At 54.2% G+C, this 23,517-nt stretch carries 25 protein-coding genes; 7 read left to right on the top strand and 18 right to left on the bottom strand.

Annotation, left to right across the window (positions count from 1 at the left end; all coding sequences use genetic code 11):
- Positions 1-29: 29 nt before the first annotated feature.
- Both RDM26_RS02075 and RDM26_RS02070 read right to left on the bottom strand, forming a co-directional pair.
- A complete protein-coding gene (locus RDM26_RS02075; RefSeq protein ID WP_307737400.1) occupies positions 30-2,267 on the bottom strand; it encodes a helicase-related protein in 2,238 nt (745 codons plus the stop codon).
- Complete coding sequence (locus tag RDM26_RS02070; RefSeq protein ID WP_307737399.1) at positions 2,264-4,198, bottom strand: hypothetical protein; 1,935 nt, start codon at positions 4,196-4,198, stop codon at positions 2,264-2,266. The genes RDM26_RS02075 and RDM26_RS02070 overlap by 4 nt, the downstream gene beginning before the upstream one ends.
- Before the next feature lie 196 nt (positions 4,199-4,394).
- Between RDM26_RS02070 and rpmB the strand changes: the two genes are divergently transcribed.
- From rpmB to RDM26_RS02045, 5 genes are all read left to right on the top strand, one after another.
- On the top strand, positions 4,395-4,580 hold the full coding sequence (rpmB, locus tag RDM26_RS02065; protein WP_038109147.1) for a 50S ribosomal protein L28: 186 nt from the start codon (positions 4,395-4,397) through the stop codon (positions 4,578-4,580).
- Positions 4,581-4,826: 246 nt separating this feature from the next.
- Positions 4,827-5,582 (top strand): translation initiation factor IF-3, encoded by a 756-nt coding sequence (infC, locus tag RDM26_RS02060; RefSeq protein ID WP_307737398.1) that lies wholly within the window; start codon positions 4,827-4,829, stop codon positions 5,580-5,582.
- Between the two features lie 61 nt (positions 5,583-5,643).
- Positions 5,644-5,844 (top strand): 50S ribosomal protein L35, encoded by a 201-nt coding sequence (gene rpmI / locus RDM26_RS02055; RefSeq protein ID WP_238127527.1) that lies wholly within the window; start codon positions 5,644-5,646, stop codon positions 5,842-5,844.
- 21 nt (positions 5,845-5,865) lie between these two features.
- On the top strand, positions 5,866-6,246 hold the full coding sequence (gene rplT, locus RDM26_RS02050; RefSeq protein ID WP_024059267.1) for a 50S ribosomal protein L20: 381 nt from the start codon (positions 5,866-5,868) through the stop codon (positions 6,244-6,246).
- 23 nt (positions 6,247-6,269) lie between these two features.
- On the top strand, positions 6,270-7,100 hold the full coding sequence (locus tag RDM26_RS02045) for a TrmH family RNA methyltransferase (RefSeq protein ID WP_307737397.1): 831 nt from the start codon (positions 6,270-6,272) through the stop codon (positions 7,098-7,100).
- A 17-nt stretch (positions 7,101-7,117) separates the two neighbouring features.
- Here the strand turns inward: RDM26_RS02045 and RDM26_RS02040 are convergent, their stop codons facing one another.
- From RDM26_RS02040 to ftsZ, 11 genes are all read right to left on the bottom strand, one after another.
- On the bottom strand, positions 7,118-7,507 hold the full coding sequence (locus RDM26_RS02040; protein ID WP_307737396.1) for a transcriptional repressor: 390 nt from the start codon (positions 7,505-7,507) through the stop codon (positions 7,118-7,120).
- 36 nt (positions 7,508-7,543) lie between these two features.
- Complete coding sequence (gene holA / locus RDM26_RS02035; RefSeq protein ID WP_307737395.1) at positions 7,544-8,512, bottom strand: DNA polymerase III subunit delta; 969 nt, start codon at positions 8,510-8,512, stop codon at positions 7,544-7,546.
- Positions 8,494-10,107 carry a ComEC/Rec2 family competence protein gene (locus tag RDM26_RS02030; RefSeq protein ID WP_307737394.1) on the bottom strand — a complete coding sequence of 538 codons (1,614 nt, stop codon included), beginning with the start codon at positions 10,105-10,107 and terminating at the stop codon, positions 8,494-8,496. Before RDM26_RS02030 ends, holA begins: the two co-directional genes overlap by 19 nt.
- A 7-nt stretch (positions 10,108-10,114) precedes the next feature.
- Positions 10,115-10,891 (bottom strand): helix-hairpin-helix domain-containing protein, encoded by a 777-nt coding sequence (locus tag RDM26_RS02025; RefSeq protein WP_307737393.1) that lies wholly within the window; start codon positions 10,889-10,891, stop codon positions 10,115-10,117.
- 94 nt (positions 10,892-10,985) lie between these two features.
- A complete protein-coding gene (locus tag RDM26_RS02020) occupies positions 10,986-11,906 on the bottom strand; it encodes an RluA family pseudouridine synthase (RefSeq protein ID WP_307737392.1) in 921 nt (306 codons plus the stop codon).
- Positions 11,899-12,441: a signal peptidase II gene (gene lspA / locus RDM26_RS02015; protein ID WP_307737391.1), complete on the bottom strand. Its 543-nt coding sequence runs from the start codon at positions 12,439-12,441 to the stop codon at positions 11,899-11,901. Before lspA ends, RDM26_RS02020 begins: the two co-directional genes overlap by 8 nt.
- A gap of 124 nt (positions 12,442-12,565) precedes the next feature.
- Entirely contained in the window at positions 12,566-13,366 is an 801-nt protein-coding gene (locus tag RDM26_RS02010; protein ID WP_307737390.1) for a DivIVA domain-containing protein, read from the bottom strand.
- A 192-nt stretch (positions 13,367-13,558) separates the two neighbouring features.
- Positions 13,559-13,888 carry a YggT family protein gene (locus tag RDM26_RS02005; RefSeq protein ID WP_307737389.1) on the bottom strand — a complete coding sequence of 110 codons (330 nt, stop codon included), beginning with the start codon at positions 13,886-13,888 and terminating at the stop codon, positions 13,559-13,561.
- Between the two features lie 3 nt (positions 13,889-13,891).
- Positions 13,892-14,356 carry a cell division protein SepF gene (locus RDM26_RS02000; protein ID WP_024059281.1) on the bottom strand — a complete coding sequence of 155 codons (465 nt, stop codon included), beginning with the start codon at positions 14,354-14,356 and terminating at the stop codon, positions 13,892-13,894.
- Between the two features lie 109 nt (positions 14,357-14,465).
- Positions 14,466-15,212: a peptidoglycan editing factor PgeF gene (pgeF, locus tag RDM26_RS01995; protein WP_307737388.1), complete on the bottom strand. Its 747-nt coding sequence runs from the start codon at positions 15,210-15,212 to the stop codon at positions 14,466-14,468.
- 6 nt (positions 15,213-15,218) lie between these two features.
- Positions 15,219-16,556 (bottom strand): cell division protein FtsZ, encoded by a 1,338-nt coding sequence (gene ftsZ, locus RDM26_RS01990; protein ID WP_307737387.1) that lies wholly within the window; start codon positions 16,554-16,556, stop codon positions 15,219-15,221.
- Positions 16,557-16,750: 194 nt separating this feature from the next.
- Between ftsZ and RDM26_RS01985 the strand changes: the two genes are divergently transcribed.
- Entirely contained in the window at positions 16,751-17,179 is a 429-nt protein-coding gene (locus RDM26_RS01985) for an HIT domain-containing protein (protein WP_307737386.1), read from the top strand.
- On the opposite strand, the gene RDM26_RS01980 is transcribed toward RDM26_RS01985, so the two are convergent.
- Complete coding sequence (locus RDM26_RS01980) at positions 17,176-17,823, bottom strand: hypothetical protein (RefSeq protein WP_307737385.1); 648 nt, start codon at positions 17,821-17,823, stop codon at positions 17,176-17,178. The two genes, RDM26_RS01985 and RDM26_RS01980, sit on opposite strands and share 4 nt — an antisense overlap.
- A gap of 209 nt (positions 17,824-18,032) precedes the next feature.
- Between RDM26_RS01980 and RDM26_RS01975 the strand changes: the two genes are divergently transcribed.
- Positions 18,033-18,656: an Rv3235 family protein gene (locus RDM26_RS01975; protein WP_307737384.1), complete on the top strand. Its 624-nt coding sequence runs from the start codon at positions 18,033-18,035 to the stop codon at positions 18,654-18,656.
- 146 nt (positions 18,657-18,802) lie between these two features.
- Here the strand turns inward: RDM26_RS01975 and secA are convergent, their stop codons facing one another.
- The 4 genes from secA to RDM26_RS01955 all read right to left on the bottom strand — a co-directional run.
- The gene (gene secA / locus RDM26_RS01970; RefSeq protein ID WP_307737383.1) at positions 18,803-21,580 is read right to left on the bottom strand and encodes a preprotein translocase subunit SecA; all 2,778 of its coding nucleotides are present in this window, start codon (positions 21,578-21,580) and stop codon (positions 18,803-18,805) included.
- 162 nt (positions 21,581-21,742) lie between these two features.
- On the bottom strand, positions 21,743-22,936 hold the full coding sequence (gene metK / locus RDM26_RS01965; RefSeq protein ID WP_307737382.1) for a methionine adenosyltransferase: 1,194 nt from the start codon (positions 22,934-22,936) through the stop codon (positions 21,743-21,745).
- A gap of 65 nt (positions 22,937-23,001) precedes the next feature.
- The gene (locus tag RDM26_RS01960; RefSeq protein WP_307737381.1) at positions 23,002-23,265 is read right to left on the bottom strand and encodes a Txe/YoeB family addiction module toxin; all 264 of its coding nucleotides are present in this window, start codon (positions 23,263-23,265) and stop codon (positions 23,002-23,004) included.
- The coding region (locus RDM26_RS01955; RefSeq protein ID WP_307737380.1) for a type II toxin-antitoxin system RelB/DinJ family antitoxin at positions 23,258-23,517 on the bottom strand (260 nt) is incomplete at its 5' end. The genes RDM26_RS01955 and RDM26_RS01960, both read right to left, overlap by 8 nt.

Here is a 23,517-nt window from a genome sequence, read left to right as displayed (position 1 = left end):
AGCTCGTGGTATAGCGATTACAGCGCACCTTATCCTCGTTCTAAAAATTCTTGTTCTTCTTCGCTAATCCGCCGTGATATCGCCTGTTGTAACCCGGGATGCTGTTCTAACTGCGGATCGGTCTCAACCAGATGTTTTGCATCCTTTCGCGCTTGGGAAATTACCGCTTCGTCCGCCAATAGATCCAGAATTTTCAAAGAGGAGGCGCGCCCCGATTGACTATCCCCCAAAATATTTCCGCTTTCGCGTAGGCGTAAATCAATCGCCGCCAGTTCAAAACCGTCGGTAGTTTTGGTGAAAGCATCGAGACGGTTACTGGCAAGGGTATCTGGCTGCGCCCCCGACCAGACCAGGCAAACTCCCCCGAACTTGCCCCGCCCTATCCGTCCTCGCAGCTGATGTAACTGGGCGAGACCGAAACGGTCAGCATCTAGAATCACCATCATGGTTGCTTGGGGCACATCGACTCCCACTTCAATTACCGTGGTAGACACCAATAGGGGCGTTTTCCCGCTTATGAAATCAGCCATAGCACGATCTTTTTCTTCCGCATCCATTTGACCGTGTAGCATCCCGATTTCAATTCCGCGCAGTGCCGGAAGCGTGCGCAACTGGCTTACGGTGTCGTAAACGTTAGCGAGGGGTTCTTTTTCAGCTGCTGGGCTAGTCTGCGCACCGTCCTCGTCCGCTACCAGGGTCACCCCTTCTTCACTTTGTGTGCCGGGATTAATCGCCGGGCACACCACAAATACCCGATGACCAGCTTTGATTTCTTCGGCGGCGCGCTGGAAGGTACGCGTTGTCCAAGCCCGATTAGCGGTATCCACCCGGAATGTATCGACTTTTGCCCTCCCGGGCGGCTCCCCTTGCAAGGTCAGGTAATCTAGATCCCCAAAAGAGGTCATAGCTACCGAGCGCGGTATCGGGGTTGCGGTCATCACTAGCAGATGGGGAGTACCCGATTCAGCTTGGCGCAACCGGTCGCGTTGACGCACCCCGAACTTGTGCTGTTCATCGATAACCACCACACCGGGAGACGTAAGTATTACCCGTTTAGATAGTAGCGCGTGAGTTCCCACAATCAGCGCTGGTTGCCCGGTTTTAAGCGCATCTAAAGTGCGGCGTTTTTCCGCGGCCGGCATCGAGGAAGTCAGGCGATAAATCGGGATCCCCTGTCCCCCACGCAAACTAAACCCTCCCGGCTCGGCCAGCTCCCCTAACAGGTTAGTAAGGGTAGAAAAATGCTGTTGCACCAAGACCTCGGTGGGAGCCATGAAGATCCCTTGCCGGCCTCCATCTACGGCTCGCAGCATTGCCAGGAGTGACACCACGGTTTTCCCAGATCCAACATCCCCTTGCAATAACAAATTCATAGGGCGCGCAGATGCTATTCGCTGATCAATATCGGTTAAGGCCTGTTGTTGGGAGTCGGTTAAGGTAAAAGGCAACGCCGAGGCAACCTGCTCGGTAAAACCCCCGGGTACCGCCGGCAGAATCGGGGCATCTTCGGCCAGAACTTGCCGCCGCTGGGCTAAAGCCGCCTGCAACAGAAAGGCTTCTTCGTAGCGGAAACGCTGGCGAGCCGCCTCATATTGCGCGCGAGTTTGCGGACGATGAATCTGCTCCAGTGCGGTGTTTAGTTCCAACAGTCCCTGTTCTGCGCGAATATCGGTAGGCAGGGGGTCATCGAAAGGTTGGGACTTTAATAACTCCAAAACTACCGCAATCGCTTTTTGGGTAGTCCAAGTCGGCAACCCTGCCTTCGCGGGATAAATCGGTTCAGGACGCTGCGCCTGCATTTTAGCGGCCTGATTACTGGCGGCATCGAGGTTTTCGTCTTCCACCTCCTGGTAGGAAGGATGGGACAGCTGCAGGCGTCCGCGGTAAAGACTGGGGCGACCAGAAAAGAGTTTTGTTTGCCCCACCTGCAATTGGGAGGACATCCAGTTGATTAGATGCTGGCTTTTTGCCCAAAACACCGCATCCATTAGGCCTTCTCCATCACTAAGCTGCAGGGAAAGCATCCATTTTCCTCCCCGGGTACGCCGGCGCGAAGAGTCAGCTATTTGGGCGATTACCGATTGTTCTTCCCCTAAAAGAAGCCCGGAAAACGCGGTAAGTTCGCCCAACTCGTGATAGCGGCGAGGAAAGAAATACAGCAGTTCCAGGGGAGTTTCAATCCCAAATTTCTTTTCTAGTTTTCCACCTGCCCGTCCCAAGATTTTCTTTAAAGATTCGCGAGCCAGGGAGTTTGATTTATCGCTCACGAAGACAGCACTCCCACTACGGTGGCTCCGCTTTGCCCGCCGCTAATAAGTTCGATACGGATTCCCGGAGCCCCTTGGAACAGCGCGTTTTGTACCCGGGAGATCAGCTCCGAGTCTTCTCCCCGCCCGCTCAAGATCCTTGCTTGTACATCATCGCGGTTCACCGAGGCAGAGAGTAACTCAAAAGGCATTTGCGGGGAAACACTAAAAGTACGCTGCCTGGCCAGAGAATCAAAAGTACGCGAACGCTGCAACTGGATTAAATCAGCAGGCACAATTGCTGAAGAAACCACTTGGGTGAGGGCGCGGGCAGCTTCTAGCACTTGTAGGTCATCTTGCGTGGGAGCCACCATCAGATCGATACCTTGATCTTTGGCCGGCCGGACTAGGTTGGTTAGTTCTGCCGCGCTCACCTGGTCACAGGGTAAGACTTGCACTACTTCTTGCTCCATTTCCGCGATTACCGGCAGTATTTGCAGCGGGATTCCACGGCGAGAATACACTACCGTTGCCCCCAAGTTAGCTATGTCTGCGACCAGACCGGGAGCCGAAGTGTAGGCTAACACCGCTGGTCTAATGGGGTGGATCGTATGGGAAGATCCCAGGCTCACCAGGTTGGAAGATGAGGCTTCGGTTTCGACTGGTAGCGGCGGACGAATTAAAACCATTCCCGATTTTTCGGGTAAAAGTTCGATTACTCTGCGCGGATGTCGGCTGCGCACCAGCAATATGCGCGGTCCAATCCCCAGCATGTCTGCCCTGCCGGTCATCGCCCCGTAAACCCCATTTTCTTCTAACTGCCTGCGCAATTTATCGAAACGTGAGTTATCGGTTTCTCCGCGCCAGGTAAGCATCAAAGAGTTCATTTGCGTGGGCGTGTGCACTGCAGAATGGGACTTAGGAACCATGTCCCGTACCATCTGCAAACTGGTGTTTACCGCTCCGATCTCTTGCTGGTTTTCTCGAGCATAAGTTTCCAGCATGGCCGCTATTAACAGCATTAATACCGCTGCCCGCGCGTCGGGACGCCCTCGGTTATCTTCTGCGCCCTCAACTAGGGCGACTTGGCTCGCTAGCCAAGCCCGCGAAAGAATATCTTCGATCGACATTTGTTCTGGCTGGGTTTCTAGCTCTGCGTTTACCTCTTCTATCAGCCCCGATAGAGTGGGGGGATCTAGACGTTCAACTGCGGGCAGCAGGCAGCGATCAGGACAATCCCTACTGGAGCGCAGTATTTTTAACAGCTGCACCGGGTTTAGGGTGGGGGTGCTAGTCGTCCCGGCAGCAACGCTGGCTAACTCCGCCAGTACAATCCCGATCATTCCTCTGGCTCCCGCCAAGGAAGCATCGGCGACAGCCTCTAGCACCCAGCGAGCATCCTTATCGGCACCAGCAGGTAATCCGGCAACTGTTAGCGCCACCTTATCCCAGGTGTATAGGGCATTAGCTCCGGTGTCGGAATCAAGTTCGCTGTGTAGATCCATGGCGTCTAGGGCTGACTGAGCCGCCTGTAGAACTTCCCCGCTAATCTTTACCCAGGTGCGGATATTAGCCCCGGTCACTAGCAGGTCAATACGTTCGGCAGATTCCAGGGTTTGCGCCACATTTTCCCGGTGCCGTTTAGCTTTGGGTTTCGCCGACTTCGGCGCTACCTGTGGTACTTCAAAATCAAGTAAACCGGTGGTTCCCTTTGGCTCTGCGCTTTGCGACACTTGCATTGAACTATCTTTTTTTCGCTGATCACGAGGACGCGCGGGGTTTTTACTCTTCTTAGCGCTTTGGTTGCCGCTATCAGTTAACTTTCCCTCCTGGAAATCATCTGCTTGCGAAGCAGCTGCAGTTTTCGCTGCTTTAACCGAGCGTTTATCCCGGGCGGCGCGAGCGAAATCTGCAAAAGAAAACAGATCCGCGAGGGGTTGTTCTTCTCCCACCGCCGCCTCCTTCACTGCCTAAAGATGCACAGGGTTATCGTCTACTTGCTCTAATAGTTTAGCGAGTTTTCAGTGAAGCCCGGCACAATAACCACCTGGTAGTTGGCTGTTGCCCCCTGAATCGGTTAACCTAGTCGGGTTGCCGATATCTGGATATCTTATCCCAGACCTAGAAGAATACTTGAAGGAGACTATCGTGGCTGCCACCTGTGACATCTGCGGAAAAGGCCCCGGTTTCGGGAAGAGCGTTTCGCACTCCCACCGGCGCACGAACCGCCGTTTTAACCCGAATATTCAAAGCGTGCGCGCCGTTGTTGGTAGCACGCGCAAGCGCATGAATGTTTGCACCAAATGCCTCAAATCTGGGCGGGTTGCTCGCTAGCTGAGAGGTAAAATTGGCGCCGTCTGCGAAAAGCAGGCGGCGTTTCTTATTTCTAGCTCCTCCTACTGGTGTCCCAGCCGACCCCCTACCAAAGATGTGATGTGAGGAAGTTCAAAGGCTATCGGAGTGCTCTCAGCTTTCATCAAGGCCGCCTGGTCTGCTAGATTAGTTAGTAACCGACCAGGAAACTGGTGCGAAAGTGGAGGTTTTCCCACCTGGATGCTCTCGGGTATCGGGTAAGAACAGATGCTTAACGCGTCTGCGCGTTTTTCGCTGCCTCCGCCAAACAAGCGGGGGCTTTTCTTATTTTGTAAAGCTTCCAGAAATCTCAAGCAAGGAGTAGCTATCAGCAACGAGACACGCATTAATGACCGCATCCGGGTGAAAGAAGTACGCCTAGTTGGCCCCAGTGGTGAACAAGTAGGGGTAGTCCGGATCGAGGATGCATTGCGCCTAGCCACCGAAGCGGGCTTGGATCTAGTGGAGGTCGCGCCCACGGCGAAACCTCCGGTTTGTAAGTTGATGGATTACGGCAAGTTCAAATACGAGGCCGCACAAAAGGCTCGTAACGCTCGCCGCAACCAGGCAAACTCCCAGTTGAAAGAGATTCGTTTCCGTCTAAAGATCGATGATCATGACTACGAAACCAAGAAGGGTCACGTAGTGCGGTTCCTTGAGGGCGGGGACAAAGTGAAAGTCATGATTATGTTTCGCGGGCGCGAACAGTCTCGCCCAGAGCTCGGCGTAAAACTATTAGAGCGCCTAGCCGAGGACGTAACCGAGATGGCCACCGTAGAATCAATGCCCCGCCAAGACGGGCGCAATATGACTATGGTGCTCGCTCCCACGAAACGTAAACACCACACCAAGTCGGATCAGCGTCGTCGCCGTGATCAACAAAACGGCGAGACTATGAACCGGCAACAACTTAAGGATGCCCGTAAAGCGCGGAAAGCTAAAGAGGCTCAGGAAGCTGCAGCCGCCGCGAAAGCGAAAAAGTAGGGTCGTCCTAACGCCTAAGAAACAGGCAGAACCACCGGCGTGCCGGTAGAGAGGAAATACAATGCCGAAGATGAAGACGCACTCCGGTGCGAAGAAACGCTTCCGCAGAACCGGAAGTGGCAAACTGATGCGGGAAAAGGCCGGCAAACGCCACCTGCTAGAACACAAGTCTTCCAAACAGACCCGTCGCCTCAGCCGTGATCAGGTAGTGGCTCCTGCCGATACCAAGCGCATAAACAAACTGCTGGCTGGCAACAAGTAGGCAAGGAGAGGATTAAGAGATATGGCACGCGTAAAACGAGCAGTCAACGCCAAGAAGAAACGTCGCACCGTACTGGATCGCGCCTCTGGTTACCGCGGTCAGCGTTCCCGCCTATACCGTAAGGCCAAAGAACAGCTGCTGCACTCGGGCGTTTATTCCTACAACGATCGCCACAAGCGCAAGAATGATTTCCGCAAACTGTGGATTCAGCGGATCAATGCCGCTTGCCGCGCCCAAGGAATGACCTACAACCGGTTCATCCAGGGCTTGCGTCTAGCCGAAATCGAAGTTGATCGCCGGATGCTTTCCGAACTCGCGGTTTACGATATCGACACCTTTAATCAGCTGGTAGAAAAAGCGAAAGCTGCTCTACCTGAGGACGTAAACGCTCCAGCTGCTTAAAGCCTCTAACAGAAGTTAGCTTTTTGCTTAATCTACGCCTAGACACGATTGATAATCCTCGCTCCCAGCGGGTGCGGACACTGGTCAATCTGTCTAGGCGTAGTTTTCGTTTAAAGCAAGGATTGCTACTGGTAGAAGGATCGCAAGCTTGCGCGGAACTGCTGCATTTTTATCCGGAAGCGGTTCGGGATGTTTATCTTCATAACCGTGCTCCCTCTCCCGCTATCCAGGTGGCGCGGAAGGCGCTAGAGGTAACTACCTGGGTACACCCGGTTACTCCATCGGTAATGAAGTTATTCGCGCCCTCGGCTCAAGGAATCGCGGCTACAGCTGACCTCTCAGTGCTCCCTAGCGAAGAACTTCCGTCCTCGGAGGTTTTGAAAGAGGGCGCCTGGGCAGTATGTGCGCGGGTACAAGACCCCGGGAACCTGGGAACTATTATCCGGATTGCTGATGCCTGCGGTCTAGCGGGGGTCTTATCCCTATCAGGCTGCGCTGATGTTTCTAGCCCGAAAGTTATTCGCGCCAGCGCCGGGAGCCTATTCCACTTGCCGGTCTATTCCGGTGCGGCTTTTACCGATTTAGCGAGGCTCAGCGAGGAAGATGACGGCTGCCTAGTAGGATTATCAGGAAAAGCGACTGTCGATTTACCTAGCTTTACTGCCTCCAATAACGCAACCGACTCTCCCCTATTTATCTGCCTGGGTAACGAAGCCCAAGGTTTAAGTAACGAGGAAATCGCCCTCTGTAATGAAACCATCTCTATTCCCATGTGGGGGCACGCTGAATCCTTAAACGTGGCTAGCGCCGCCGCCATCGCCCTGCACGCCATCGCGAGTGCCCGCACTAAGTAGCATACTGGTACTGTTTCTTAATGCTGGTTTGCGCAATTTGCACACAGACCAAACACATCGGCCATATGTTCAATATCGCTGAAGTGATAGCGCCGAGAAATCTCGCCGATCCACTGTTCTAACTGGTCATCTTGAATATCTACCGTATAGCCACAGTTTCGACATACCAGGTGGTGATGATGGCGGCGCGCCGCGCAACGCCGATAGAGGATTTCCCCTTCCTCCGAACGCAAGCTGTCGAGTTCCCCGGCCTCAGTTAGAGCCTGCAGGTTGCGGTAAACAGTAGCCAGTCCTACCGCTTGTCCGGCTGAAACCAGGGCGGTATGCACTTGTTGGGCAGAACGAAAATCCGTTTCATCAGCCATGATTGCCATAATTGCGTCCCGCTGCCGGGTTTTGCGCTGCATTGCCATTGCCTGTTTTACCTACTTTCCTGCATCTGCTCAGCTTTGCCGTAAAAGACAGATTTTCCTAACTGCCGCCTCCAGCGCATACTGCGGATCCCGGCTAGCACCTTTAGCATCTTCATCGGCTTGCGCAATAATCTTAATCGCCTCCGCCAAGTGAGCGTCGCTCCATCCGCGTACTTCTCGCCGTGCTTTTTCCATCTGCCAAGGCGCCATCCCTAGCTGGGAAGGGTTTACTCCCCGGGCGCTAACTTTTGCCAGGTTGCGGAACTTTAGGGCGAGCGCACCTGCGATAGCGACCGGCTGAACTCCGGAAGAAAACGCTTGCCGCAGCAGCACTAGGGCGCGCGACAGATTGCCCACTGCGGCGGCATCGGCTACGTTAAATCCACTAGCCCCCACTCGAGCCCCGTAGAACTGTTGTACTGCCTGCAAAGTTACGGCCTGGGGATAGTCGGAAACCAATTGGCGAGCCGCCCCGACTAGTTCCGCGAGATCCTCGCCGAGCGCATCTACTAGCAGCTGCGCCCCGGCCGGCTCTATGCGTCCGCCGGCAGTGCGCACTTCTTCGACCACCAAGGATAGTTTGTCACGCGCATTCTTAATCCTCGCGACTTTTACTTCCTGTGCTCCCGCTTTCTTTATCTTGTCTACCTGGCGTTTTCCTTTATTTGAGCCATCATGTAGTGCGACTACCCAGCAATCTGCTTGCGGCGCAGCTAGGTAGGCTGCCAGGTCTTGCCCCAAATCATCAGCGGCGGATTCAAAATCGGGGATCACCACCAGGCGAGCTTCCCCAAACAATGAGGGCGAAGTCAGGGAATCTAGGGAACCGGCCTGGTAACCGTTAGCAGTCACCTCGGTCACTGCTAGGGAGGGATCTTGGTTGCGCCCCAATTGCTTTAAACGATTCAGGGCGCGATCTGCCAGCAGCTTCTCGGGGCCGCGTATGAGCACCCCGGAACTTAAGGTGCAATCGCGCCAACTCATTTGCTTTGAGGCCATGATTTAACATTGCCATTTATCTTCCGTTTTGGAAAGTAGCAATGGTAAATATAGGTCAGCCCCGCCACCACTATCCCTAACGCTAAAATCCCTGGCGCGCCTGCTGGCCACGGCAAGATTGCGAACCTATTAGAGGCGACCACCCGAGCAACTGTCATCACCCAAGTGCAGCCTATCCCCAGTATTTTTGCCAAAAATGTTCCAGGCAGTGGCAGGAATGTCAGGCAGGCTCCGCCCCAGATCAGCAGGGTCACTATCGGTGCGATAGCTACATTTGCGAGGACGGTCAAGGTATTGATTCCAGGACGGATTAACAGTTGCCCCGGCAGGCAAGCTAGTTGTGCCACCAGGCTCACTGCGCTAACGGACAGGAATGCCGCTAAGAACTTGCGGAAAAGCGCGGAATTTTTTTTCGACAATAACCGAGGGGTTCGCCCGCTCCCCTGTCTTTTTACTGCCGCTATTCCCCGGTGCAGTTTTTGTTCTAAAGAACGCGCCGCCAACACAATCGCTGCAGTAGCGCTAACTGAGAGCAAAAAACCGGTATCGGCTCCGAATCCGGGTTCAAAAATTAGCAGACCGATGATCGCGATTTCGAGGGCGGTAAAAGAATATGGCTCTTTGCCTCTAGCTAGCGCCAGCAGAGAAACCATCCCCATTACCGCCGCCCGCAGCAATGAGGGAGAAGGCCCCAGGAGCAGACAATACCCCACTAACAAGCTGGCACCCGCCAGCAGACGCCAGCGGCGTTTTAACCCCGCACTAAGTAGCGCTACCAAGGAAAGTAGCACCGAGATATGCATCCCGGACACACAGGTAATATGCACTATTCCCGCGGTTTTCAATGCTTCGGTATTCTCCGACGCATCAGCTCTGATTCCGAGAATCATGGCCGGCAGCAGCGTAGCTGCTGCCGGAGAATCTGCAGCTACCAGTTTTTCTTCCAACCGGGTCGCGAACTTTTCTTTAAGGGCCGCCGCCCCGCGCGGCCCGGCTCTCACCTTGGGGCTAGCGATGATTCTTCCGGGGATCTCAAAGAGAGCATTGGCGCTGATTACCGTGGTTAAATCTTGGCTAGATTCCCTGCCGCGGGATGGCTTTTCTAGCTGTAACACCGTTTCTATAACCGTTCCACGAGGATATTTTGGCAGTTGCTGACCAAACGCCACGACTTTCACCCGAGTATTTACCGCTGGGGTATCTGGCAGGCGCGCTGATAATAGACGTAACTGGGTTATCTGTTGCTCGCTTGCCGGGTCATATTTTCGCGGCGGCGTCTCTACCATCGCTATCGCCTGGACGCGGTCGATCTGCCCCTGCCAGGCACGCGCTAACGGGTCAGCGGCTAGCACCCGCGCCGATTGACTGATTGCCAGCGCCACCCCGCCCAGCGCCCCTAAAGCCAAAGCGCCCGCCAAGATAATTCCGGGCAGAACTTTCCAGTAGCTGACCAGCAATAGTAAAACAGCGCCCCCGAGGGTTAAAGCAGCGATAAATGGCACCCATTGTAAGGGAAGAGCGGGTAAAACCAGGGCGCCCAACCAGGCAATAATGGCTGCCGGCGCTAAACGTAAATCTAGGATTCTTCCCTTCATAGCTTACCTAGAGTCTGATCATTGCCGACAAGGCCGCGTATTTTTTCTCCCCAATTCCAGACACATTCTTCAAGTCTTCCAGGTTTTGAAAGCGTCCCTGGGATTGGCGATAATCTACAATCCTTTGCGCAAGTGCCTGCCCCACCCCCGGAAGCTGCTCTAACTGTTGCTTCGAGGCCTCATTAATAGAGATTTTCCCGCCACCAGAGCGTGCTGCAGCGCCCTCACCAGCTTGTTGCTTGGTAGTTTCTACCGCGCCTGCCTCGGCTGGCTCAGCACCTAAGTCTGGCGCGCTGTTCTCGTCGATTCCCACCCTCAGCTGTTCGCCGTCACTGAGGCGACGCGCCAGGTTCAGTCCCGACAGGTCTGTACCTGGAAGCGCTCCCCCAGCGGCTTTTATCGCGTGTTGTACCCGCGCGGAAGCCTCCAGACGTACCACTCCCGGTTTTTTAACTTTGCCCACTACATCCACCCATACCTCACCAGTTGCAGCAGGTGAGGACCCCGGCGCCTCTTTAGCTGTCGCACTAAAACTAGGACTTGTCGGTAACACCCCGCTGTTAGGAGTTTTCCCTTGTGCCCACCCTGCCATCACCGTCACTATCACCACTGCTATTAGCGCAGCTAGCACGATTCGTGGGGAAGGAGCCCAGCGTAGACGGGCACCGCCCTCGCCAGAGCGCAGCCGGGTTTCCGCCTGTTGCAAAAGCTGTTGTGCCCGCGGAGCCTGAGAGGACGCCTGGCGAAACTGCGAGCGGGTATAGTTGGGTTTTTCTGGAGCCATAGAACGAAAATAAGCCGCTGACCCACCCTCCACAATCTTTAATAAATTGCAACAGGAAAAGAGAATCCCGTCTAGTGCGGGGGACAAAGTTAAATCAGAATCCGCGGCGCAAGCGGGTTAATGCGTCCTCTAAATCAGCGGCCAAAGGAGCCTCAAAGCTCACCTGTTCACCACTTACTGGATGGGTAAATCCTAAGCTCACTGCATGTAGCCACTGCCTGGTCATCCCCAGCTCTTTCGCTAGAAGTGGATTTGCCCCATAGGTAGGGTCGCCCACGATAGCGTGCCCGATTGCCTGCATATGTACTCGAATTTGATGGGTCCGTCCTGTCTCTAGCTGCAGCTCAACCAGGGTTGCTCTCGGCAAGGACTCCAAGGTGCGGTAGTGAGTTATGGCCGACCTGCCTCCCGCTACTACCGCCATTTTGAAGTCGCGGGACGGATGCCTCCCAATCGGAGCGTCAATAGTGCCCTCGGCGGGATCCAGATAGCCTTGTACCAAAGCCTGATAGGTCTTCTTCACCCGGCGGGCGCGAAAATCTGCTTGCAGTTGCCGGTAAGCTAACTCCGACTTGGCCACTACCAGCGCCCCGGAAGTTCCCACGTCTAAGCGGTGAACGATTCCTTTCCGCTCTACTGGACCGGAGGTAATGATTTCTTGTCCCGCCGCCAACAAGGCACCGATGACCGTCGGTCCGTCCCACCCAGGAGCCGTATGCGCCGCCATCCCCACCGGCTTATTGACCACCACAATATCTTCGTCCTGGTAAAGAAGCGGCAGCGGTGCAGGGGTTTCTAGATTTTTAGGGGAGGCATCGGGCAGCAACACTTCCACCTGATCCCCGCGAGCTACCTCTGCCGATTTTCGGGGAACGATTCCATTTACTTTTACTTCATTTTGTTTAATCAGTTTGGCAACCAGCGAGCGAGAAATCCCCAGTTCGGCTGCCAACACTTGGTCAAGGCGCTTTCCTGGGGCGCACTCTGAAACCTGCAGGCGAACCCGTTCACGCATCCTTGCCCCGCACCCGCGCCGGTTGGTAGGAGTGATTACCGCTAACCGAGGGTACCCCCAGCACCACCAGCACTACTACGGCAACTACCCCGACGACGATAGCAATATCCGCAACATTACCGACGAACATCGAACGGTAATTCAAAAAATCGATCACGTGCCCCCGGAAGATTCCCGGAGGGCGAATGAGACGATCAACCAGGTTTCCCAGTGCCCCTCCGGCCAGCAGCCCTAGAGAAAGCTGCCAGGCGCGATTAGTCATTGCCCGTCCAGTCCAAATAATAATGGCTAGCACCACCGCAGCTATCACCGAGAACACCCAAGTGAAGCTCTCTGCCAGCGAAAAGGCCGCCCCGGGGTTGCGTACCAATTGCAGACCAATAAAACGGCCAATAAAAGGTTTCTCAGGCGCTCCCACTTCCAGAACGCTAAGTGCCCAGGCTTTAGTGGCTTGGTCAACGATTAACACCGGTAGCGCTACGAAAATGAATATCACCAGGAGCGGTGCTGATTTTTGCTTTTTTCGCTGATTCATATTCTTTCCAGGTCGGTTTGCTCTATGCCTAAATTTAATAAAAAAGTAGCGGCGCCACCACTTACGTGATGGCGCCGCTCTAATCCTCCTTGGCTCTTAGGAGGGACTAAGTTTGAGTTAGTCGCTATGCCCCTTGGGCATCTAGTTGACCAATCAGGGCCTGTAGGTGCTCGCGCACCTTCTGGCGGTAATCGTTTTCGAAGGCTTTAAGGTCATCGACTCGAGACTCTAGGTCTGCACGTTCGGATTCTAGCTGTTCGAGCACACGACGACGCTCATCATTGGCTTCCCGTACGATCTGGTCACCCTTTAGGCGGGAATCTTCCAGAATCTGATCAGCTTCTTGCTGTCCGTTGCGCACGTATTCGTCATGCACCCGCTGTGCCAGCGCCAGCATGGAGGTGGCGTCCTCTGGCTGTTCGGAACTAGGCTGCGCGCCGGCCTGCGCGTTTTGTTCTGCCTGTGCCAATTGTTCGCGCAACTGCTCGATCTCGGCCACAGCCTGTTGGGTCTCTGCTTGAGACTGCGCCAGCGCCGCTTGGGCTTCTTGCTGAGTTTGCGCCAAGTGTGCCTGCAAAGCCTGGATTTGCTCCCCGGCTTGCGGATCGCCTTCAGCCGCAGCTGCCTGATACTGTTGCACCTGCGCTTGCATTTCCGCGATTTGCGCATTAGCCGTCTCCAGCTGTGCCTTTAGAGCGGCAGTTTCTTCACCGCTGTCGCTGGCAGCAATCTGGCCACCATTAGCTGCCTGCTGGCGAACCTCATCTAGTTCAGCTTTTAAGGATGCGTTCTGATCCTGCAAAGTCGCGATAGTTTCCACGACTTCATCTAGAAACTCGTCAACTTCTTCTTGGTCGTATCCTTCACGGAACTTGGTCGCCTGGAATTGCTTCCAGTGGACGTCTTCAGCAGTCAGCAGAGCCATACCTGTCACCTCAGTTATCTATCGTGTTTTTCCCGAGGTAGGCGCTCTACCTGCCAGCGGGAACTTCTGCGCTATAGGTTGCTATAGGTTGCAGTTGGAAACAAGCATACCGAAGATCTGCTCAACTTCCACATCATCAACAATAGTAACATCTATCATTTTGAGCAACACTTTGGCCAATTTTCTGCACTTTTATCCGTGCAAAAGAATTAGCAGCGCATTGATCAGGTGGATCCAAATATTTATCAATACTGTGACCAGCAAGAACAGTACGATAAAACTTAAATCTAGGGCAATAGTCCCAAGTCGGAGCGGTTTAATGAATCTCCCCAAAAAACGTAGGGGCGGATCGGTTAATGCAAAAACCAGGTTACAAAGAAATAATGTAACCGAGTTTTTTGGCCGCCAACTCGGGTTCAATGCCATCACCCAAGACAGCACCGCCCGTACTATCAACGCCAGAATATACAGCTGGAGCAGCCATCTGCCTATCTGGCCGACCCAATAGACTAAAGTGAGCATCTATCAGCTTTGATTGAAAAAGTCTCTTTTGGATCCCAACGAAGATTCGCCCTCATCTACCTGCACAGACTTCGGAGAAAGCAAAAATACCCGGTTAGTAACCTTTTCAATTCCCCCATCCAGGGCAAAGCTGAGGCCGGCAGCAAAATCAATCATCCGCCGCGCTTCCAGGTCATTCATTGCCCCCAGGTTCATAATCACCGGAGTGCCCTCTTTAAAGGCTTCCCCAATACTTTGTGCCTCGTTATAGGTGGTAGGCCGGATCGTCACAATCCGCTTAAGCTCTGAAGCAGTTTCAGGCTGGGAACTGACTGCATGTGGGAAACGCAAAGCCGGTTCTACAATCCGAGGACGGGGGGTGGGAACTTCAGCATCCGGAACTGCGCTTTCCAGTTCATCGCTGAATTCTTCGTTCTCTTGTGGTTCGGACAGGCCTAAATAGTCCATCGTCTTCCTCAAAGCGCCCATCAGGTTCTCCTTCTTTTAATACTGGTCTACAAAAACGTTAAACGGGACCGGGTTCTTTTTGAAGTATTACTACGGCGTGTTTCCAAAACTATGCACCTAAATGCGCAGTTCAGCCGGCTGGGACTTCTCGCTTACCCACCACTATTCCCGCGAACCTACCCGTATGGGCGTCACGGCGGTAGGAATAGAGGTTACGATCTTCAAAAGTGCAGCGTTTAGAGGCAAAAGTGATCCGGGCTCCCGCCGCCTTGAGTTGCGAAATTACCCCCGCCTGTAGATCCAAACCGGGACTTCCCATCCGGGTACGTGACCACGCGGCAGGCACATGTCCGGTCACGTGGGCTCGCATCGCCTCGGGAACCTCATAGCAGGCTCCACAGATAGCCGGGCCAATAGCAGCGTGAATCTTGCCCGTTTGCGCTCCTAGTTTCCGCAATGCCAGCACCGCCTCGCGCACAATACCCGTAACCATTCCGGCTCTACCGGCATGTACGGCCGCCACTAGCAGGCCATCATCGGAAGCCAGTAATAGGGGTACGCAATCAGCCACCATCACCCCCGCTGCCGGGGTGGTTAGTCCCAGTTCTGCGAACTCGCGAGTATCGATGACAATCCCATCGGCCTCTACCGGAGCATTGGTATGACCAGGACGGACTTGCACCACCCGGTTGGAATGGGTCTGGTGCATCCAAACCACTTTGCGACCGATCGCCTCATCAACGATTCTGCGGTTCTCCGCTACGATATCGGGGTTATCTCCAACATGATCTCCCAGGTTGAGGGTAGCGTACTCACCGGAGGATTTCCCCCCGATCCGGTTGGTAAAAACTGCTTGTGCGCCGCCGATGCGAAACATTGCGGCCTACCGCATGAAGTCGGGTACATCTAAACCCGATTCTTGGTCGTCGTCCTCGAATACGCGCGGAACGGTTAAGGTGCTATCGTCCTCGCTCTTGCGGTTAACTCCGAAATTGTCGCGGTAGCTGCTGGAGGTTTCGTTTTCTTTGCGGCTAAAGGCGTCGCGCGAGGGCGGGGTCACCGGGAGCCGGTGCGCCCCTCCGCTGACACTGGAGCGCGGAAGATCCCCCACGCTACGTTCGTCCTGGTTCAGAACTGCGCGGCGCGGAAAAGCCGGGATCGCGGAGGTAGCCGTGGCATCCTCCCCGGTTTTTTCTTTTGCGGAGGAGGCGGCGGGTTCAGAGGCCGGCTCGGGCGTTGCTTTCTTCTCTACCCGCGCGCTCTTCTTGCCCTTCTTGGGATCATCAAACCCGGCAGCAATGATAGTCACCCGAATCTGATCTCCCAAGGATTCGTCAACGTTGGCACCGAAAATAATATTGGCTTCGGGGTGCACCATTTCGCGTACCATATCGGCGGCGCGATGTACCTCCATAAGACCCATATCCGAGCCACCTTGGAAGAACATCAAAACTCCCAGCGCTCCATCAATATCGGCTTCTAGCAGCGGAGACATAAAGGCGGCTTCGGCGGCGCGAATCGCGCGATCTTCACCGGTGGCCGAGCCGATTCCCATCAGGGCGGTACCCGCTCCCTTCATCACACTTTTTACATCGGCGAAGTCTACGTTAACCAGGGCGGAGGTAGTGATCAGATCGGTAATTCCTTGAACGCCGGAGTGTAAAACCTCATCAGCGGCCGAGAAAGCATCAACCATAGTGATGTTTTGATCGGAAATTTCTAGGAGGCGATCGTTGGGGATCACAATAATGGTGTCTACTTCTTTTCGTAGCGCCTCTACCCCGGCTTCCGCCTGCGTCTGCCGGCGTTTACCCTCAAAAGAGAAAGGCCGGGTGACTACCCCGATAGTCAGAGCGCCCATTTCACGCGCAACCCGCGCTACGATGGGAGCGCCTCCGGTTCCGGTACCGCCGCCCTCGCCAGCGGTAACGAAGACCATGTCTGCACCTTCCAGGGTGTCTTTTATTTCTTCTTCGTTGTCAGCGGCAGCGCGTTCGCCTACCTTGGGGTCGGCTCCAGCTCCCAGACCGCGAGTTTCTTCCCGCCCGATATCCAATTTCACGTCTGCATCAGACATCATCAGCGCTTGAGCATCAGTGTTAATCGCGATGAACTCTACGCCTTTAAGTCCGAAATCAATCATGCGGTTTACGGCGTTTGCTCCGCCCCCGCCGATGCCTACGACTTTAATATCTGCCAGGTTAGTATCTGGTACTGTCACGGTCGCCCTCCGATCTAACCCTAAAGCTTTAGTTTAGAGTTAGGATTATTAGCCCTCTTGGTCAAACGAAAATCCTATGTAAAGAGGAGTTTTCAGCAAGCATTATTGGCGCGTGTTGCCCATTTCCCCATAAAAGTCTCTCGCTTACCATCCCGGCATATCATTAGAAACAAGAACTACCCCAGGAGGAAACCATGTCCACTATTTTTACTCGCATTATCGCTGGCGAAATCCCCGGCGAGTTCTGCTGGAAAGACGACATCTGTGTCGCCTTTGCCGACATCAACCCCATCACCCCCGGACATGTATTGCTAGTTCCTCGCCGGGAAGTAGAAAACTATTGGGACGCCCCTACCGCAGAGTTGCAACACCTGATGAAAGTAGCGCAGATTATCGGGCGCGCCCAACGGCAGGCTTTCGGATCCCAGCGCTCCTGCCTAAGTATCGCGGGATTCGACGTACCCCACCTACACCTGCACCTGATTCCGGCAAATTCTATGGAGGACATTAAGTTCGCTCACGCGCAACCAGCTACTCCGGAGGACATTGCTTCCTCTATGCAAGCGCTGCGCCAGGCAATTGCCGCCCAGGGGCACGCCCGCGAGGCAGAAGCCCGCGCCTAAGGGACAGCATTTTCTGCTAGCGCCTCGCGTAAATAATCAAGTTCGCTGGCATCAAACCAGGAAAGCGGCTCCGCCGCTAGCTGTTCCCAAAGCTCCAGCCGCGCTGAGTCTGCTTCCGGTAGATCAGTGCCGCCGTCTTCTGGCATTTCACTGCGGATATCACTAAAATCACCGTGGCTCCACGCTGCCGCCAGCTCTGCAGGAACCTGTGCCCTAACCTGGGTGCAAAGCTCCAAGTTATCCGCACTGTCCACATGTAGGCTCACTAAGCGCTGCCAGTCAAAGCCAGACTTGACCGCAAATACGCCGGGAGCATTTTCCGCGCCCAATTCCTGAGAGTTAACATCGAGCGCCGCGACTATTCTCCCCGGATACCCGGCCACTTTCCCCTCAAGACAAGACATAGCGGACATACTCATCGCCAAATCTTCCGCCTGCTCACTATCTAGAGGATCGACCCCCCACAGCTGGCAGAAATCAGCGCTGCCCTGCCAAGCATTGCGGGAATTTAGGTGCGGCTCAAACAGGCCAGCTACCGCTAGGGGAAGATAAATTCTCATCTGACAATTGTAGCGGCTAGCCAAGAGTTCTTTCGCCTGCGGCGTGCGGTGTTGGACGAATACTCGATTGTCAACTAGCTCCAACCTAAACACCTCATTAAAAACTCACTTTCCTTTAATTATTTCTTAATTCAGGAATTGTTGATAGGCATTTTTCAGAGACTTTTATTAAAAGAGGAATTTGCATATACCTGTTTAAACAGTTCGAAAACGCCAATTGGCAACGGAGCCCCCTTAGCCCCGCCTTTCTAATGAATTAAAGTTTTCCTCTCATATTTAAAGGATTTGAGTCGATGAGTTTAGCAGCGCCAGCCCTCCCTCTCAGGGAGGTCACGAAAAACGATGTTTCCCCAGAGATGGAAGATGTAAACCATGCTCAAGAGCTATTTCCGCCTGGCAAGCCACTGGTAACAATTTGTCCCCAAGGTGACGACTCCCCTGGACCGTGCGCCATAATTTGTCCCGAACTTCCGCGAATTCCCTTAAGCCCCAAATATGGTCCCCTGGAAGTGCAAACCCTGCTGCCTCGCCCTCAAAACCGCAAGAAAATCTCCGCCAAGCCGAAAGCTGCGTCATTATCGTCATTACCCCAGATAAAACCATGGGTGGCCACTGCCGTAAAAACCATATTCGAAGTGTTTTCTGGCCGCCGCTCCGCGCAGGCGGTAACCAACTGGTTTACCCCAGAGTTACAAGGATCCTTCTTGGCATTAGCGCGTAGCGAACGACACCGTCCCCTGCCTACAGCGATTCAGATCCGCCGAATTCTCTGCCGCAAAGCTGGGGTTGACACTCAGGACTGCGGCGCCTTCGAAGTGGCAGTGAGCATTAGCGATGGCTCTCGGGTACGGGCGGTGGCGATGCGAATAATCCCCTGCGGCAAAAAATGGAGAATCTCCGCGCTCGAGATCGGATGAACGCCTACCCCAGCAACTCCGGGCAAGTAATCAGCCCCATCCCGGTTTTCACTAATGATTGTCCGTCCGATTACTGAAAGCAACCAGCCACAACGAAATATGTAAAGTACCGGTAAGTCTTTAGCAAATAGCGCCTACAGTAAGGATTAGCGACGCTTCTTGCGCTTCTTTTGGGCACGGCGCTGAGCGCGGTTACCGCCTTGCGCGGCAGTTTGCCGGGCGGCCTCGGCACCAAAAGCTGAACCTTTACCAGAGGCACCCGCCATGGCGGGCACAGTTTCCGAGGATTCCTTATGTCCGGTATCCCCCATAACCGAGCCTTCCGCTATCGCCTTCTTCTTGGCTTGTTCAGCTTGCTGCTTTTCGGCCTCCAGCTGCTGCTCATAGACCTGCTGGAACTGGTGGGCGAAATTGAAGATCCCAGTCACGGTATCTTCACGCACCTGTCCCATCATGTTTTCGAACATAAGCGCGCCCTCGGACTTATACTCCACCAAGGGGTCGCGCTGACCCATTGCCCGCAGGCCGATACCTTCTTTAAGATAATCCATCTCGTAGAGGTGCTGTTGCCACAGGCGGTCTACCGTAGCCAGCAGCACCCGGCGTTCCAGTTCCGCCATCGGCTGGTCACCCAGCTGATCAATCGCAATCGGGTTCTCGTTAACCTGATCGAGAATTTCTTCATAGGCATCGGCAATATCATTTTGTAACAAGCTTTCCAGCTCGGCAGCCGAAATATGTAGGAAGGAACCGTCCTCGTCTTTTAGCTGCGACAGAGAAGCACGCACCGGGTAAACCGCGCGCAGATTGTTCCACAGTTTTTCCAAATCCCATTCATTGGAATCGGCGCCCTCACTGGTAGTGTGGGCGACCGCCTCTTTAATCAAAGTCCGCAGGTAGGAAGGGATCAACTCATCGAGATCGATTTCCTTTTGCAGAACCTCTTGGCGTTCGGTATAAATCAAGTCACGCTGATCGGTCATTACATCGTCGTATTTAAGGACGTTCTTACGGATCTCAAAGTTCTGCGCTTCGGTTTGGTGCTGCGCGGATTGGATACGCCCGGAAACCATCTTGGATTCTAGCGGCAGATCCTCGGGATAGAGCGAAGAATTCATAAACCGGGTAACGAACGCCGCCATATTCTTCATCATCAACGGGTCATCCATTGCCAGGTAGAAACGGGACTCCCCGGGGTCACCTTGACGTCCAGAACGCCCCCGTAACTGGTTATCAATCCGGCGAGCATCGTGACGTTCAGTACCGAGGACGTATAGTCCGCCCAGGTCGACGACCTCTTCATGTTCGTCAGCCACCTCGGCCTCCGCCTGAGATAATGCATCAGACCAGGCTTCACGCCACTCCTCGGGAGTTTCTTCCGGGTCAAGTCCCTGCGCACGCAGCTTCTGATCCGCAATATGTTCCGGGTTGCCACCCAGCATAATGTCGGTACCACGACCAGCCATATTGGTGGCCACGGTAACCATGCCTTTACGCCCGGCATCGAATACTACCTGGGCTTCATGGGCGTGTTGTTTAGCATTCAGCACATTGTGCGGTACCCCGGCCTCGTCCAACATGATGGAAAGTTCTTCCGACTTGGCAACATCGGTAGTACCTACCAGAATCGGTTGGCCTTTTTCGTGGCGTTCCTTAATATCGCTGACTATCGCCTTAAGCTTGCCGCGGCGGGAAGGATAAACCAAATCCGGCTGATCGATGCGGATCATCGGTTTGTTCGGCGGAATCGGGATTACCCCAATCTTGTAGGTATTCATGAACTCAGCCGCCTCGGTTTCCGCGGTACCCGTCATGCCCGCGAGCTTGTTGTATAGGCGGAAATAGTTCTGCAAGGTAATGGTGGCCAGGGTCTGGTTCTCGGCTTTAACCGGAACGTGTTCCTTGGCCTCAATCGCCTGGTGCATTCCCTCGTTGTAGCGCCGGCCTTCCATTACGCGCCCGGTATGTTCGTCAACGATTAGCACTTCCCGGTTACGAACAATATAGTCACGATCCCGTTTGAACAGCTCTTTTGCTTTAATCGCGTTGTTGAGGAAGCCGATTAAAGGAGTGTGGGAGGCTTCGTAGAGATTCTCGATTCCTAAGAAATCCTCGACTGCGGCGATCCCCACATCGGTAACCCCCACGGTGCGTTTCTTTTCATCGACCTCATAATCCATATCTTTTTCTAAGCGGGTTACCAGGGAGGCGAATTTGTTGTACCACTGGTCTGCCTCGCCTTGGGCAGGACCGGAAATAATCAGCGGGGTACGCGCCTCGTCGATTAGAATCGAGTCCACCTCGTCAACGATCGCGAAATTATGTCCCCGCTGGACGATATCCTCTACCCGCTGCACCATATTGTCGCGCAGATAGTCGAATCCGAACTCGTTATTGGTGCCGTAAGTAATATCCGCTTGGTATTGTTTTACCCGCTCGGTGGGGGTTTGGCCGTTGACGATACAACCCACGGTTAGCCCCAGGAAGCGATAGACGCGCCCCATCAGTTCACTTTGATAGCTGGCCAGGTAGTCGTTGACCGTAACTACGTGCACGCCCTTGCCACTAAGCGCATTGAGATAGCTGGGCATGGTGGCAACCAGGGTTTTACCTTCACCGGTTTTCATTTCGGCGATATTACCGTTATGGAGGGCGATACCTCCCATTACCTGCACGTGATAGGGCTTTTGTTTGAGGACGCGCCAGGCGGCTTCCCGCACGGTAGCGAAAGCGTCAACCAGGATTTCATCCTCGCTTGCCCCATTTGCCAGTGCCTCTTTAAACTCGGCGGTCTTGGCTTTTAGCTCTTCGTCACTGAGGGCGGCGTATTCGTCCTCTTTCGCCACAACTTCGTGAGCTGTCCGGTCTAGACGCTTAAGGATACGCCCCTCACCCATGCGCAGGATTTTTTCAAAAAATGACATCAGTTCTCCCGTGTGTTCGCTCCGTTTACCGATTCTATATGGCTGCGGCAAAAAGCACGATTAGTTATTCTAGTTTTCCCTTTAGGCTTAGCCCTGGTGGCGCTAGTTTTACGCCTCTAAGTTTGTTCGCAGGTTATTACGTTCCCAGCTTGCCTGCTGGTTTTACGCCCCTAACTTTGCTCGCAGCTGTCGCGCCATATCGGTATCTTCCCAGGTGAACCCGGAACGCCCGAAATGCCCGTAGGCGGCGGTGCGCGAATAGATAGGTCGGCGCAGCGAAAGCCGGTCGATAATAGCTGCTGGACGCAAGTCAAAAGTTTCCCGTACAGCCTGCAAAATCTGGGTCTTATCCGCCTTTTCGGTGCCGAAAGTTTCCAGTTCTATCGAAACTGGGTGCGCCGAGCCAATAGCGTAAGCCACCTGCAGTTCTGCCCGATCCGCAAGGCCGGCTGCCACCACGTTCTTGGCTACCCACCTGGCGGCATAGGCTGCGGAGCGATCAACTTTGGAAGCGTCTTTTCCAGAGAACGCGCCTCCACCGTGCCGCGCCATCCCCCCGTAGGTGTCGACGATTAGTTTGCGACCGGTAACTCCGGTGTCAGCGGCTGGACCTCCCAAGATAAAGCGTCCCGCCGGGTTTACGAGGGTGCGGAAGTCACTGTCGTCAATCCACGGAACCTGGGAGATAACCGGATCGATCACCGCGGCTTTTACTTCTTCGCGCAAGTCTTTGAGGCTGACGGATGCTCGATGCTGAGTCGAAAGCACGATGGTGTCTAGCCCTACTGGACGCCCGTCCTCGTAACGTACGGTTACCTGGGTTTTCCCATCAGGGCACAGGTAGTCGAGGATTTTTTCGCGCCGGACTTTTTCCAGTTGCTTCGCTAAACGGTGCGCCAACCAAATCGGGGCGGGCATTAAATCGGGAGTTTCGTTGCAGGCGTAGCCAAACATCATTCCCTGGTCGCCGGCTCCCTGCTGGTCAAACGCATCTACCGCCGAGCCTTCGCGGGTTTCCCAGGAATCCTGCACCCCTTGAGCGATATCGGGGCTCTGGCGGTCGATAGATACCAGCACCCCGCAAGAATCTCCGTCGAAACCAATATCGGAGGAGGTGTAGCCGATTTCATTGATGGTTTCGCGCACCAGGGTTTGCAGGTCTACATATCCGGAAGTGGTGATTTCGCCGGCCAGATGTACCTGCCCGGTGGTAGCCATGACTTCTACGGCAGACCGGGCTTCCGGGTCTTGTTCTAGCAGGGCATCGACTATGGAGTCGGCGATACGGTCACAGACTTTATCGGGGTGTCCACTGGTTACGGATTCAGAAGTAAAAATCGACTGCTTTGAGCTCATGGTTTCCAGTTTATGGCAGGGCTGGCGGTTGCGGGAATTAGGAGGGACGTAAGCGGAGTTAAGCGTCAGAAGTCACCATAATGAGTTCCGCACTGCACTATGCGCAATACCTGGCCATCAATCTTGAAAACCAGCCGGTTCTTTTGATCGATCCGGGCACTCCAGTACCCCGATAGCTCTCCCTTTAAAGGTTCAGGTTTACCTATGCAGTTGTACCCATTACGGTCAATCGACTGTATTAACTGTAATATCCGTCTTAAAGTTTTCTTGTCTTGCTTCAGCCAATACTGAAATTCTTCCCAAGAATAATCTGTCCACGCCTTAATCACCGGGCAGAACCTCGTGAACAGCGCCGCCCGTACGTTCCATCTGCGCTATTGAGCTACGCAAACGCTTCATATTGGATTCTGAATAGAACGGATCAATAGACACCTCGAACGGTATCCGCTTCTCCCGCACGACCTTTGCAGCAAACATGGTGTATGCGCTGGTAGCTGTAAGTCCCAGTTCCTTACAGGTGGCTTCAAGTGATTTTTTCAAGCTCGCGTCCATCCGAAAGTTAACAGTTGCTTGCGCCATCT

It is taken from the genome of uncultured Varibaculum sp. (assembly GCF_902489465.1).
Taxonomy (GTDB): Bacteria; Actinomycetota; Actinomycetes; order Actinomycetales; family Actinomycetaceae; genus Varibaculum.
This window is presented reverse-complemented; position numbering and strand designations above follow the sequence as displayed.